Annotated in this window: 12 protein-coding genes; all 12 read right to left on the reverse strand. The window is 41.9% G+C overall.

The annotated features are described in order from the left end of the window. Positions 1 to 91: 91 nt before the first annotated feature. The 12 genes from QUD85_RS08850 to gyrA all read right to left on the reverse strand — a co-directional run bounded on the left by QUD85_RS08850 (position 92) and on the right by gyrA (position 13,537). Positions 92 to 1,969, reverse strand: a complete 1,878-nt coding sequence (locus tag QUD85_RS08850; RefSeq protein WP_093331695.1) for a M48 family metallopeptidase — start codon at positions 1,967 to 1,969, stop codon at positions 92 to 94. Between the two features lie 14 nt (positions 1,970 to 1,983). Then, the gene (locus tag QUD85_RS08855) at positions 1,984 to 2,580 is read right to left on the reverse strand and encodes a LemA family protein (protein WP_177168931.1); all 597 of its coding nucleotides are present in this window, start codon (positions 2,578 to 2,580) and stop codon (positions 1,984 to 1,986) included. A 123-nt stretch (positions 2,581 to 2,703) separates the two neighbouring features. Beyond that, the gene (gene pyrF, locus QUD85_RS08860) at positions 2,704 to 3,399 is read right to left on the reverse strand and encodes an orotidine-5'-phosphate decarboxylase (RefSeq protein WP_093331693.1); all 696 of its coding nucleotides are present in this window, start codon (positions 3,397 to 3,399) and stop codon (positions 2,704 to 2,706) included. 62 nt (positions 3,400 to 3,461) lie between these two features. Beyond that, entirely contained in the window at positions 3,462 to 3,818 is a 357-nt protein-coding gene (locus QUD85_RS08865; protein ID WP_143047969.1) for a hypothetical protein, read from the reverse strand. Positions 3,819 to 4,037: 219 nt separating this feature from the next. Continuing rightward, complete coding sequence (gene lapB, locus QUD85_RS08870; protein WP_093331689.1) at positions 4,038 to 5,201, reverse strand: lipopolysaccharide assembly protein LapB; 1,164 nt, start codon at positions 5,199 to 5,201, stop codon at positions 4,038 to 4,040. A gap of 2 nt (positions 5,202 to 5,203) precedes the next feature. Continuing rightward, complete coding sequence (locus tag QUD85_RS08875) at positions 5,204 to 5,425, reverse strand: lipopolysaccharide assembly protein LapA domain-containing protein (protein WP_093331686.1); 222 nt, start codon at positions 5,423 to 5,425, stop codon at positions 5,204 to 5,206. Between the two features lie 95 nt (positions 5,426 to 5,520). Further along, complete coding sequence (gene ihfB, locus QUD85_RS08880) at positions 5,521 to 5,808, reverse strand: integration host factor subunit beta (protein ID WP_093331683.1); 288 nt, start codon at positions 5,806 to 5,808, stop codon at positions 5,521 to 5,523. Positions 5,809 to 5,882: 74 nt separating this feature from the next. Beyond that, the gene (gene rpsA, locus QUD85_RS08885) at positions 5,883 to 7,550 is read right to left on the reverse strand and encodes a 30S ribosomal protein S1 (protein ID WP_093331744.1); all 1,668 of its coding nucleotides are present in this window, start codon (positions 7,548 to 7,550) and stop codon (positions 5,883 to 5,885) included. A 109-nt stretch (positions 7,551 to 7,659) separates the two neighbouring features. Next, positions 7,660 to 8,343, reverse strand: coding sequence for a (d)CMP kinase (gene cmk, locus QUD85_RS08890; RefSeq protein WP_093331681.1), 684 nt, complete (start codon positions 8,341 to 8,343; stop codon positions 7,660 to 7,662). Between the two features lie 6 nt (positions 8,344 to 8,349). After that, the gene (gene aroA, locus QUD85_RS08895; RefSeq protein WP_093331741.1) at positions 8,350 to 9,675 is read right to left on the reverse strand and encodes a 3-phosphoshikimate 1-carboxyvinyltransferase; all 1,326 of its coding nucleotides are present in this window, start codon (positions 9,673 to 9,675) and stop codon (positions 8,350 to 8,352) included. 16 nt (positions 9,676 to 9,691) lie between these two features. After that, a complete protein-coding gene (serC, locus tag QUD85_RS08900; protein ID WP_093331678.1) occupies positions 9,692 to 10,777 on the reverse strand; it encodes a 3-phosphoserine/phosphohydroxythreonine transaminase in 1,086 nt (361 codons plus the stop codon). A 69-nt stretch (positions 10,778 to 10,846) separates the two neighbouring features. Beyond that, positions 10,847 to 13,537, reverse strand: a complete 2,691-nt coding sequence (gene gyrA / locus QUD85_RS08905) for a DNA topoisomerase (ATP-hydrolyzing) subunit A (protein WP_093331675.1) — start codon at positions 13,535 to 13,537, stop codon at positions 10,847 to 10,849. Positions 13,538 to 13,808 lie beyond the last annotated feature (271 nt).

The following is a 13,808-nucleotide window of genomic DNA, read 5'->3' on the forward strand; positions in this document are numbered from 1 at the left end:
GTCCTTATAACGTTGTTACATAAAAAAAGTGTTGCTTACCTGCAACACTTTTTATTAAAGAACAAAATTGAAATTTGTCAAAACTTTCACACTATTTATGTGGTGGCATTGGACAATCTAGTAGGTCAGACAAACCGCGCAGGAATTCAATGTCTTTAATATCAATGACATCATCAGACGCTAGAATCAACAGACACGCATTAAGTAACTTAGGTTTATCCTCTAGCGATAAGTCTTCGAGCGCCAATAAAAGCTGACTACTCTTAGCGTCCTCAATCGCTTTTTCAGATAATAGCGTTAATGCCCCACTACCCAGTACTTTTTGAGCTTCGGTTAAAAAGTGTTGTTGCTGCTGCTCGTCATTAGTTTGGTAACGAACTAACATGGAAAACAACACATTCAAATGATGCCCACGTTGATCAATAGACACCGATAAATCTAACTTATTGTTTCGAGTGCTGTATTGCGCCTTAAGGTGTTTTAACAAGATCTGCTGTAACACCCATTCGAAATTACTGATTTTATGGTCAGCATGTATCAGGAAATTGAAGTGCTGTTTAAACAATTGATAGGCGTCTAGAGACATTTCCTTTAACGTAGGAATAATCATATCGATAACAGCCAGTCGATATTCAATCGGTATGGTTTTCAATTCCTTAGCAAAATTAGCAACCGCATCGACATCTTCAAACTTGCTTTCTAAATATTTAAGCTGCCTAGTTTGCACTTGTTCATCTTCATCTAAAACAAACGCATAAATAACCGCTTTTGCACTACCTACATGGTAACGCGCTTGTTCAATGCCTCTGGGTATTGACGCTAGTAAGGTTTGCGCGTGGTGTATCTGCTTATCGCTGATATTACCGATAGAGCCGATTAAGGTACTAGCAATGGTCGCTTTAGCAATGGTTTGCTTGTGACCTTGCTCTGGCATTTGGGTTGCTTGATCACGCTTTTTCTGCTGTTTCTTCACCTTTTGCTCGGTAATAAAATACGGAGAAATGCGCTTGATACGATCGTTTAGCGGCGGATGAGTTGCAAACATGCCTCCAGCAAAGCTACTAACCCCTTCGCTAAAAAACGCGTGAGACATTTGCGGCGCGGTAGCACTGTCAAGATGAGAGCTCCCTTTGGATATTTTGTATAGCGCACCAGCAATACCGTCTTTAGCACGAGTAAACTGCACTGCCGACGCATCAGCAAGGTATTCGCGTTGACGAGAGACCGTTGCCTTTATCCAGTTACCAAAAAATGCACCGCCAAATCCGATCACAATAAGACCAAGACCTAAACCTATGAGCGCACCACCATTTTTGCGTGACGCGCCGCCAGTACGGAGCAAGTAATAGCCAATGTATCCCATGACCATAATACCGTGCAAAATACCGATCAAACGCATATTAAGGCGCATGTCACCATTTAGAATATGGCTAAACTCGTGCGCGATCACCCCTTGTAATTCGTCTCGCGACAAGGTTTCAATACAACCGCGGGTAACACCAATAACAGCATCTGAGTGTTTGTACCCTGCTGCGAATGCGTTGATACCAATTTCATGATCCATAATGTATACACAAGGCACAGGACAGCCAGATGCAATCGCCATTTCGTCAACGACATTAAGCAATACGCGTTCTTTCTCGTCCCGGGTGCTGCGAGAGACTAATCGACCACCTAATCCTTCTGCAATCGCTTTGCCACCATGGCCTAGTTGCAAGGTTTTATAAAAGCTACCTAACAGTACGACACCAGTTACGACAGCACCTATAAGGAAAAAGGTGCCCCAATCAAACTGTGCTAATACATCTTCTACTGAAAGTAATTCATTTTGCTCAAGGTTGGCATAGCCAAATAGCACCATGACCAATATATTGGTCATAATAATTAGGCTCAATACCGCCAATGAAAAAAGTGATACCAAACGCGATGTATTGCGCTTGGCATTTTGTTGAGATTGAAAAAAATCCATAGGAATCTACAACACTAGAACGACACTTTAGGTGCTTGTTGGATCTCTGCACTGTCCTCAAATTCAAGCGGTTTAGCATCTTCATGATGGCCAAACGTGCGAGCGAAAATGTTTTGTGGGAAGCTTTGTCTGTATGTGTTGTATGCCATCACTTGGTCATTAAACGCTTGTCGCGCAAATCCGATGCGGTTTTCAGTACTAACAAGCTCTTCATTGACTTGCATCATGTTCTGATTTGCTTTTAGATCTGGATAAGCTTCCATTACGAAGTTAAGTTTGTCTAATGCGCCAGTTAACGCCCCTTCTGCACCTGCTAAATTACCCATAGCTTTCGCACTGCCTGGCGACGCTGCCGCTTCTTGTGTGCGTTGCAAAGCGGTGTTACGCGCAGCAATAACCGCTTCTAAGGTTTCGCTTTCATGCTTCATGTAAGCCTTAGCGGTTTCGACTAGATTTGGAATTAGGTCATAGCGGCGTTTTAGCTGTACTTCGATTTGAGAAAACGCATTTTTATAGCGATTTCTGAGGGCAACTAATTGGTTAAAGATTCCAATAAGATAAAAAATTGCCGCGACTACGACAACAAGAAAAATAATAGTTGAAATATCCATATGACTTCCTGTTTTGTTTATAAAATTATTGATTTAACGGGTAATATTTACTTTATTTTGGCTCTGTTTGCATCAAAAAGTTGCATTGCAGTTAGAAAAAAACCAGCAAATGCTGGTTCTTTTTTATTGAATTGATTGGTTAATTTGCTTAAGCACACTAAGCGGATCGTTCGCTTTAGTAATTGGGCGACCAATAACCAAATAGTCGACGCCAATATCAATAGCTTGTGGTGGCGTCATGATGCGTTTCTGATCATCTGCACTTGCTCCCACAGGTCTAATACCTGGCGTAATCAGCTTAAATGACTGTCCCAATTGTTGCTTTAAGCTTTCTGCTTCCCAAGCAGAGCACACAACGCCGTCTAAACCAGCTTGTTGTGTTAGTTTTGCTAATGCCATCACTTGTTGCTCAGGCGTTTTATCAATGCCTAAACCAGTTAAATCTTCCTGCCCCATACTGGTCAATACCGTTACTGCCATTAACAATGGCGCGTCGTTACCAAACTTTTCTAGCGCTAACTTTGCCTGTTCCATCATTTTTGTGCCACCACTGGCATGCACATTCACCATCCAAACGCCAAGATCTGCTGCGGCGGTTACTGCTTTTGCTACCGTATTTGGAATATCGTGGAATTTAAGATCTAAGAACACATCAAAGCCTTTGTTTTGAAGTGTTTTTACAAATTCAGGACCAAAGTAGGTGAACATTTCTTTACCTACTTTTAAACGACATTGATCTGGTTGGATTTGATCGACAAAATTAAATGCGTCAGATTGCTTGTCAAAATCAAGCGCAACGACAACTTTAGGTGAGGACATAGATTTACCTGTGTAAATAAAAGGTGCGTATATTATACGCGTAACTCCACTGACTTAATAGCCTATTGACGACTCACTGCTTGAATACACAAATAGTCATAAACAATATAAATCACCACCATGCTAGCACCAACAAAACATGCAAAGCCCGCGGTAACATAAAAGGGATAACCTAAGCTGGCATACTGTGCAAAATGGATGAAGATATTGAGTGCCAATATAGCAGCAACACCAATATAGGTAAGTGAGAGATAAAGTTTACGATGCGTGAGCGGATTGTTTGTGTACCGTTTAACGTCAATAAACGGCGTAAAAGCTCTAAAGGTGCGATTAGCCAATTCAAAAAACAAAAATAAAATAGCGCAGGCAATCACATATTTGCTGGTATCTTGCACAAACAAGGTGAGCTGTTTAAGCACGATTAACACCACTGTCATTGCCAACGTGTAATAGATAATTTTATATAGTTTTGAACTGATAAATAGTTGATTGCAAAAACCACACTGTTTTACATTATTTTGTTTGTCTATTACAACTTGTTGCTTTGAAACGAATTTGCTACAACAAGGACATTTTTTTCTTAGTTGTGTCCTTAACATAAAAGCTCCGATGTTATTATTGTTATGTTTACCGCTTAGTTATTCGCCTTCAAACCCTCTTACAGGTTTTAGCTGCTCCCACTCGTGGCACGACGGGCAAGACCAATAATGCACTGAGGAATTAAAGCCGCAGTTTCGGCAATTATACCTATGTTTATCACTTAGATAAGCACTAATTAATTCTTTGATAACAGCAAGTTGCTCGCCGCTTTCTGCTTCTGATGACGCTTGCATATTCACAAAATGTTTAAAACCGCTAATCGTCGGCCTGCGTTTCATGGCGGATAACATTATAGAGGCGGCTTTATGGGTACCTTGGCGCTGTTCAATGAACTGCGCATATTTAATAAGGAGTGACGCACTGCCCGTTTCATCGTGCATACGCTTTAGCTCTGCAATGAATTTATCTTCTTCATCCAGTGCTTCATAACAGGCTTGCATCGCATCAATAACATCCGGAAAATATTCCTTATCTTGGTCGTAAATGGCAACATACTTATCAATAGCCTGTTGATATTGTTCATTTTTTTCGTAAATGTTTGCCATCAACTGATTACTGCGGCACGACAAAGGATCAAGGTCTAGTGCTTTTTCCAAAGCTTCTAGTGCTTCAATATTTTCATCTTTAGCCATATGGCCACTAGCGATTTCACAATAAAAGTTAGCTAAGCCATGCTTCAGTTTTTTATCGTTAACTTTGCGTACAATACGCTCCAGTGCAATACCAAGCTGCCAATCTTTAGTCGATTGATAAATCTGTAAAAGAAAATCTAAACTACGAGAGCGGTATTGTTTGACCTTGAGCAGCCTAACAAACATTGCCTCGGCGCGATCGTATAAACCGGCGGTATAAAAGTCTTTAGCAAGTTCAAAGATGGCTTGGTGTTTATATTGATTGGGTAAATGTTTTTGTAGCACTAAGTGCTCATGGATTTTGAGGGCTCTATCAAGCTCGCCACGCTTTCGAAACAAATTTGCCATGGCAAAGTGTGCTTCTACGGTGTCATCTTCTAAATTGAGCGCTTCAAGAAGATAATCAATAGCTTCATCTTGTTGATTAGATAGTAGGTAGTTAAGGCCTGTCGAAAATTTTGACGATAGATCTTGTTTTTCACTGTGACGATTTTGTTTAACGCTATTACGGCCCATAAACCAGCCATATGCCATGGCAACCGGTAATAGTAAAAACAATAACTCGAGCATAATTAAAGACTCGCTTTTTTATCCGCTAGTGCGCGCTTGCGACGTACTAGACGCACAAACTTCCACAACAACGCAACAAGTAAACCAAGCACAAAGCCAATGGAGGTGAAAATACTAACAGCCATAGCAACCGGCATATCAGCTCTGGCAATAATATAATTTAAGGTAATAATTTGATCATTTTGACTACCAAAGACGATAGCGATTAATAAAAGAACAAACATTACAAAAATTGTTAGATAAATGCGCAATTTAGCACCTATTTCTCATATAAAAAAGGCATGCTTACTAGCATGCCTTTTCTTTCACAATTTCGCAATTAAGAATGCGCTAGATTTACGCGCTCTCTTAATTCTTTACCAGGTTTAAAATGAGGGACATATTTACCTGTTAGTTCAACAGACTCCCCCGTTTTAGGGTTTCTACCAACGCGCGGCGCACGATAGTGTAATGAAAAACTACCAAACCCTCGAATTTCAATACGCTCACCTTTTGCTAAGGTTTGTGCCATCATTTCAAGAATTTCTTTAATCGCTTGCTCTACTTCTTTAGCGGAAAGGTGACCTAACTTTTCTGCTAATACTTCAATGAGTTCTGACTTGGTCATAAGACCCCCCAGGTGTCATTATTGTTGTTGGTTAGAAACGAGGGAAGTTTCCTTCCCTCACCTGTTACGCTGTCTTAGTTTTTAGCGTTTTTAAACGCTTCAGCCATAGCATTTGAGAAGCCAGCATCATCTTGCTGAGCATTCAAGTTATCCATAGCTTCACGCTCGTCTGCTTGATCTTTAGCTTTGATTGATAAGCTGATAGTGCGGTTCTTACGATCAACACCAACAAACTTAGTTTCAACTTCATCGCCTACAGATAAAACAGTAGATGCATCTTCAACGCGCTCGCGAGAAATATCAGCTACACGTAGGTAACCTTCAACGCCTTCTGCTAATTCAATCTTAGCACCTTTAGCGTCAACTTCTGCAACCTTACCTTTTACGATAGCACCTTTTTTGTTATCTGCAAGGTAGTTGTTGAACGGATCTTCTTCAGTTTGCTTAACGCCTAAAGAGATACGCTCGCGCTCTGGGTCAACTTGTAATACAACAGCTGTGATTTCATCACCTTTCTTGTGTTCACGAACAGCTTCATCACCGCCATTCCAAGAAATGTCAGATAGGTGAACAAGACCGTCGATACCACCGTCAAGACCGATGAAGATACCAAAGTCAGTGATTGACTTGATCTTACCAGTAACTTTGTCACCTTTGTTGAAGTTCTTAGCGAACTCTTCCCAAGGGTTCGGGATACATTGCTTAAGACCTAGAGAAATACGACGACGTTCTTCATCGATTTCAAGAACCATAACTTCAACAGTGTCACCTAAGTTAACAACTTTAGATGGGTGGATGTTTTTGTTTGTCCAATCCATTTCAGAAACGTGAACAAGACCTTCAACGCCTTCTTGGATTTCAACGAAACAACCGTAGTCTGTTAAGTTAGTTACGCGACCAGAAAGCTTAGAACCTTCTGGGTAACGGTTAGCAATTGCTACCCATGGATCTTCGCCTAATTGCTTCATACCTAATGAAACACGTGTGCGCTCGCGGTCGAACTTAAGTACTTTAACTTGAATCTCGTCACCAACGTTAACGATTTCACTTGGGTGCTTAACACGCTTCCAAGCCATGTCAGTGATGTGAAGTAGGCCATCGATACCACCTAAGTCTACGAATGCACCGTAGTCTGTAAGGTTCTTAACGATACCTTTAACTTCCATACCTTCTTGTAGAGACTCAAGAAGTGCATCACGCTCTACGCTGCTTTCTGATTCGATAACAGCACGACGAGATACAACAACGTTATTACGCTTCTGATCAAGCTTAATAACTTTGAATTCTAATTCTTTACCTTCAAGGTGAGCAGTGTCGCGTACTGGACGTACGTCAACTAGTGAACCAGGTAGGAATGCACGGATGTTGCTAACTTCAACTGTGAAGCCACCCTTAACCTTACCATTGATAACACCAACAACTGTCTCTTTCTCTTCGTATGCTTTCTCAAGCACTTGCCATGCTTCGTGACGTTTAGCGTCATCACGAGAAAGAACAGTTTCACCGAAACCGTCATCTGTAGCTTTTAAAGATACATCTACCTGATCGCCAACGCTAACTTCTACTTCACCAGCAGAGTTTTTGAATTGGTCGATTGATACAACTGACTCTGATTTAAGGCCAGCATCAACTAAAACGTTGTCTTTGTTGATTTGTACTACGGTACCCTTGATGATTGAACCAGGGCGTGTTTCGATTTCATTTAAGCTTTCTTCAAAAAGCTGTGCAAAATTTTCAGTCATAACTTCTTTATGAACTCTAAGTAAAAAACCATTCAACATTCATGTTTCATGGGGTTGTTAAACATACGAGAAATATCCATTTCTCCCGCTACATTGATTTCAATGTGTATTAGCTATTGAGTTTATCCTGAGCAAAATTCAGAATTTGCTGAACCACTTCTTCAATAGAAAGTTCAGTAGAATCAACAACTAAAGCATCTTCCGCAGGCACTAGTGGCGCTACGCTGCGATTTTGATCTCGCTCGTCGCGGGCACGGATGTCCTCCAGAAGGCGCGTGATTTTAACATCAAAGCCCTTTTCTTTCAACTGTTTAAAGCGGCGCTCTGCACGCTCTTCAGCGCTGGCCGTTAAAAAGACTTTAACCGGTGCATCAGTGAATACCACAGTGCCCATATCTCGGCCGTCTGCAACCAGTCCTGGTGCTACACGAAAGGCTCTTTGACGACGCAATAATGCCTCTCGTACACGAGGGAAGGCAGCAACTTTAGACGCTAACGCACTGATTTCTTCCGCGCGAATGCTACGAGTAACATCTTCGCCTTCCAGAATGATGCGGCTCTCACCCTCTTCCGAAATTTCAAACTGCACATCTAAATGGGCAGCAATCGGAATTAAAGGCTCTTCTTCTACAACGTCTATATGATGGTGTTGTGTGGCGACAGCTAGCACACGGTAAATGGCGCCACTATCTAATAGGTGCCAACCTAAGCTTTCTGCTACTAACCTTGCCGCTGTTCCTTTGCCTGCTCCGCTAGGCCCATCAATCGTTAAAACGGGTATTTGTTCACTCATACAAACTTATTCCACAACAACGGACAAGCCTACCTCATTTGCTAATTGCACAAAATTAGGGAATGACGTTGCCACGTTGTCACAATCTAGTATTTTAATGTCTCCAGATGATCTTAATGACGCGATAGCAAATGACATTGCAATACGATGATCATCATGGCTGTTTACAACACCTGATGTCAGTTGACCTCCAATGATATCTATACCGTCATCATAAACAGTACAGTCGATACCAAGCTCAACTAAACCATCAGCCATTGATTGAATTCTGTCACTTTCTTTAACACGCAATTCTTCTGCGTCTCTTAGCTTAAATGTCCCTTGCGCACACGCTGCGGCTACAAATATAGCTGGAAACTCATCTATCGCAAGCGGAACATCAGAAGCGTTAACTTCTATACCTTGCAAGTTAGATGCACGAACTACGATGTCGGCTACCGGTTCCCCGCCTGCCATCCTTTCATTGATAACAGTAAGGTCACCTTGCATTTGTTTCAGTATGTTAATAGCACCAATGCGTGTTGGGTTCATACCAACATTACGAATGGTGATTTCGCCGCTTTTTGCTATTAAACCAGCAACCATAAAGAATGTTGCCGACGAAATATCGCCTGGAACGAGAAAATCACATGCTGTTAACTTGTGGCCACCTTCTATAGAAATCTTGTTGCCTTCTACCGTGACTGGGTAGCCAAATGCTTTTAACATGCGCTCTGTATGGTCACGAGTAACCCCTGGTTCAGTGACCGAAGTAACCCCATCAGCATACATCCCAGCTAAAAGCACGCAGGATTTTACCTGTGCAGAGGCCATAGGTAAATCATAATGTATAGATTTTAACAAATTTTCACCTAATCCATGACTCGTCACTGGAGGGGTACCGTCCTCGCTCGCCTCTATATTCGCGCCCATCAGCCTTAATGGATCGATAACACGACGCATCGGTCTTTTGTTTAAAGAATTGTCACCAATCATTTCACTAGCAAAAGACTGACCTGCCAAAATACCGGCTAATAATCGAATTGAGGTACCTGAGTTACCCACATTTAGCTGAGCTTTAGGTGCTGTTAATCCATGTAGGCCTTTACCTTCAATTGTTACTTCATTGTTTTCATTCGGGCCTTCAATATTTACGCCCATCGCTTTAAAAGCGTTCATCGTCGCTAAGCAGTCTTCACCTGGAAGAAAACCTGAGACATGGGTTGTTCCTTCGGCTAATGAACCAAACATGATAGAACGGTGTGAACAAGACTTGTCACCTGGCACTAGGATGTCACCGTTAACTGGCCCTGAAGGAGATGCGACGAATGTTTTTGTTACTTCTGTAGTCATAATAGTGTTAACAACCTTAGCTATTTTCTTGTTCAAATGTGTTCATAAAGGCCACTAGGGCTTCTACCCCTTCAATTGGCATTGCATTGTATATACTCGCTCGCATACCACCGACGATTCGGTGTCCTTTCAGTGCGACTAACCCTTGTTCCTCGGCTTGCGCTAAGAAACGTTCGTTTAACGTTTCGTCTTTAAGCCAAAAAGGTACATTCATGCGACTACGATTTTGCGCGTCGACATTGTTGTAATATAGTGCGCTGCTATCGATGGCTTGATAAAGCAGTTCGGCTTTCTTAGCATTCACTTGTTCCATCGCTGCAACGCCACCAAGAGATTTAAGCCACTCAAATACTAGACCTGCCAAATACCAAGCATAAGTTGGTGGTGTGTTGTGCATAGAATCGGTTTTAGCTAAAACGTCATAATTCATAATCGCTGGTGTTGCTTTATCGGCGTTGCCAAGTAAATCGTCTCTAACGATCACAACCGTCAGCCCTGAAGGACCAATATTTTTCTGAGCACCTGCGTAAATTAGGCCAAACTTAGAAACATCTATTTGATGCGATAAAATAGTCGATGACATATCCGCCACTAAAGGTACGTCGCCAGTATCTGGAATATCAAACATCTCGATACCATCTACCGTTTCATTTGGGCAGTAATGGACATAAGCAGCATCACCAGATAATTGCCACTTGTTGCTGTTTATCACGACCTTTTGACCGTTTGATGATTCAATGGCATCAACAACATTAATGTTGCCAAAATTAGCCGCTTCTTCGGCTGCTGACTTTGACCATGAACCTGAAACGACATAATCAGCGTGCGCACCTTTCGGTAGCAAATTTAGTGGCACTGCAGCGAATTGACCGCGACCACCGCCGTGACAAAAAAGTACTTTATAATTGTCTGGCACATTGAGCAGATCACGTAAGTCTTGTTCCGCTTTTGCCGCTAACGCGATAAAAGGTTTACTGCGATGGCTAATTTCCATCACCGAACAGCCTAGCCCTTGCCAGTTAATAAATTCTTGTTGTGCTTTCGCCATAACAGCGGCTGGTAACATTGCCGGGCCAGCACAAAAGTTATGTACTTTTGTCATCAAATTTCTTCCTTCCAAAAAACAAAAAAGGCGGTTATTAGCCGCCTTTTTACTTAATACGTTGCGGTGTTATTCTTGGTCACCGCTGTCGAGAGATTGAGTACCTTCTTGTTGCGTCTCTTCAGAAGTTGCTTCTTCTGTTGATTCGTCAACTATACCTTCTTCTAACTCGTCTATCTCATCGATACGTTGTAATGCAACAACATGTTCGTCATCTGCGGTTTTAATCAAACGAACACCTTGCGTGTTACGACCTATTACGCTCACTTCATTAACACGGGTGCGCACTAAGGTTCCGTTGTCGGTAATCAGCATAATCTCGTCGTTTTCTGCAACTTGCACTGCACCAACAACTTTACCGTTACGCTCACTAACTTTAATCGATACAACACCTTTAGTTGCTCGGCTCTTAGCAGGATACTCCGCTAATTCTGTACGCTTACCGTAGCCATTTTCGGTTACCGTTAATACAGCGCCATCACCACGAGGCACGATGAGTGAAACCACTTTTTGGTCGCCTTCAAGGTTGATACCTCGAACACCTGTTGCCGTTCTACCCATTGGACGAAGCGCTAATACTTCAGCACCTGTTTCAGGATCAATTTTCACTTCACCTGTTTCGGCGTCACGAGCTTTCTCGTTGAAACGAACTACTTTACCTTCGTCTGAGAACAACATGATGTCGTCGTTACCGTCAGTAATATCAACACCAATCAAGGTATCGTCGTCTCTTAGGTTAAGCGCGATAATACCGTTTGCACGTTGATTTGAATATGCCGTTAATGGTGTTTTCTTCACCGTGCCTGATGCTGTTGCCATGATAATGTACTTATCTTCTTCGTACTCTCGTACTGGCAATATTGCGGTAATTCGCTCGTCTTGTTCTAATGGCAACAAGTTAACGATTGGTCTACCACGTGCTGTGCGACTTGCTAGTGGCAACTGGTAAACTTTCAACCAATACAACTTACCTCGGTTTGAGAAACACAAAATAGTGTCGTGCGTATTGGCAACTAACAATCGTTCAATGAAATCTTCATCTTTCATTTTGGTGGCTGCTTTACCTTTACCACCACGGCGTTGTGACTCATAGTCGGTTAACGCCTGATACTTCACATAACCTTCATGAGAAAGTGTCACTACAACATCTTCTTCATTAATTAGGTCTTCTAATGAAATATCGTGCGACGCATTAGTAATTTCAGTGCGTCGTTCATCACCAAATTCTGCTTGAATTGCTTCAAGCTCTTCTTTAATGACTTCCATCAAGCGCTCTGGGCTAGCCAGAATATGCATTAATTCAGCGATCAGGTCTAATAACTCTTTGTACTCGCTTAGAATCTTTTCATGTTCCATACCCGACAACTTGTATAGTTGTAGGTCAACAATCGCTTTCGCTTGTTCAGGTGTTAAGTAGTAAAGGCCGTCACGAATGCCGTATTGCGGTTCTAACCACTCAGGGCGAGCTGCATCATTACCAGCAGTTTCCAACATGCCTTGAACATTACCTAACGCCCAACCTTGTGCTACTAGCTTCTCTTCCGCTTCTTTACGGTTAGCAGAGCTCTTAACTAATTCGATAACTGGGTCGATATTAGCTAATGCAATAGAAAGGCCTTCTAAGATGTGAGCACGATCTCTTGCTTTGCGTAGTTCGAAGATAGTACGACGAGTAACCACTTCACGGCGATGCAATAGAAACGCTTCAAGCATTTCTTTAAGGTTAAATAATTTAGGTTGGCCATCGCTTAAGGCAACCATATTTAAACCAAATGATACTTGCATCTGAGTAAGCTTATATAAGTTGTTCAATACAACTTCGCCTACTTCACCACGTTTTACTTCAATCACCATACGCATGCCGTCTTTATCAGACTCATCACGTAGTGCAGAAATACCTTCTAAACGCTTTTCTTTAACCAGCTCTGCCATTTTTTCAATTAAGCGAGCTTTGTTTACTTGGTATGGAAGTTCATGAACTACAATGGTTTCTTTACCAGTGCTTTCGTTAACTTCCACTTCGGCGCGGGCACGAATTTTTATCTTGCCGCGGCCTGTTTTATACGCTTCTTGAATACCTGCTCGGCCACTAATAATGCCGGCAGTTGGGAAGTCAGGCCCAGGAATAAATTCAAGCAATTCATCAATGGTTAGCTCATTATTATCAATCAGCGCTAAACAACCATTAATGACTTCTGTTAAGTTGTGTGGCGGAATATTGGTCGCCATACCTACCGCGATACCAGACGTGCCGTTTACCAGCAAGTTTGGTATACGCGTTGGCATAACCGCAGGGATTTTCTCGGTGCCATCGTAGTTGTCAACAAAGTCGACTGTTTCTTTGTCTAAATCAGCAAGTATAGAATGCGAAATTTTCGCCATACGGATTTCTGTATAACGCATCGCTGCCGCTGAATCACCATCAACAGAACCAAAGTTACCTTGGCCGTCAACTAGCATGTAGCGAAGTGAAAACGGCTGTGCCATACGTACAATCGTATCGTAAACAGCTGTATCGCCATGCGGATGGTATTTACCTATTACATCACCTACAACACGTGCAGACTTCTTGTAAGCTTTGTTCCAGTCGTTACCCAATACATCCATTGCATAAAGTACGCGACGGTGAACCGGCTTAAGGCCGTCTCTTACGTCAGGTAACGCACGCCCAACAATTACGCTCATTGCATAATCGAGATAAGAACTTTTCAGCTCATCCTCAATATTTACTGGAACGATTTCTTTAGCCAGATCGGTCATAAATCGATGATATCCCTTTAACTCAGAAAATTTCGAAATTATTGTTATATGTTTGGATCATAAGCAAAGCATGCAAATGAACCTTCCTATCGAGTCAGTCTATCACAAAAAAATACGATTCCATACCGCTTTATCGGGGGAAAATTACTGGATTATTTGCACCCTAAAGACATTATCATAAGACATTGTTTTAAATGGCATTTAATAAAAATGGGTAGTGGCGATTTTAGCACCACTACCCACATAAAAAGTTGAAGTGTTTATTTTTTAA

Origin of the sequence: Thalassotalea agarivorans, from assembly GCF_030295955.1 — a bacterium.
GTDB lineage: Bacteria > Pseudomonadota > Gammaproteobacteria > Enterobacterales > Alteromonadaceae > Thalassotalea_D > Thalassotalea_D agarivorans.

Coding starts and splice junctions, on each gene's coding strand:
- QUD85_RS08850 (WP_093331695.1), bottom strand. CDS start 1,969: ATGGATTTTTTTCAATCTCAACAAAATGCCAAGCGCAATACATCGCGT.
- QUD85_RS08855 (WP_177168931.1), bottom strand. CDS start 2,580: ATGGATATTTCAACTATTATTTTTCTTGTTGTCGTAGTCGCGGCAATT.
- pyrF (WP_093331693.1), bottom strand. CDS start 3,399: ATGTCCTCACCTAAAGTTGTCGTTGCGCTTGATTTTGACAAGCAATCT.
- lapB (WP_093331689.1), bottom strand. CDS start 5,201: ATGCTCGAGTTATTGTTTTTACTATTACCGGTTGCCATGGCATATGGC.
- QUD85_RS08875 (WP_093331686.1), bottom strand. CDS start 5,425: ATGTTTGTTCTTTTATTAATCGCTATCGTCTTTGGTAGTCAAAATGAT.
- ihfB (WP_093331683.1), bottom strand. CDS start 5,808: ATGACCAAGTCAGAACTCATTGAAGTATTAGCAGAAAAGTTAGGTCAC.
- rpsA (WP_093331744.1), bottom strand. CDS start 7,550: ATGACTGAAAATTTTGCACAGCTTTTTGAAGAAAGCTTAAATGAAATC.
- cmk (WP_093331681.1), bottom strand. CDS start 8,343: ATGAGTGAACAAATACCCGTTTTAACGATTGATGGGCCTAGCGGAGCA.
- aroA (WP_093331741.1), bottom strand. CDS start 9,675: ATGACTACAGAAGTAACAAAAACATTCGTCGCATCTCCTTCAGGGCCA.
- serC (WP_093331678.1), bottom strand. CDS start 10,777: ATGACAAAAGTACATAACTTTTGTGCTGGCCCGGCAATGTTACCAGCC.
- gyrA (WP_093331675.1), bottom strand. CDS start 13,537: ATGACCGATCTGGCTAAAGAAATCGTTCCAGTAAATATTGAGGATGAG.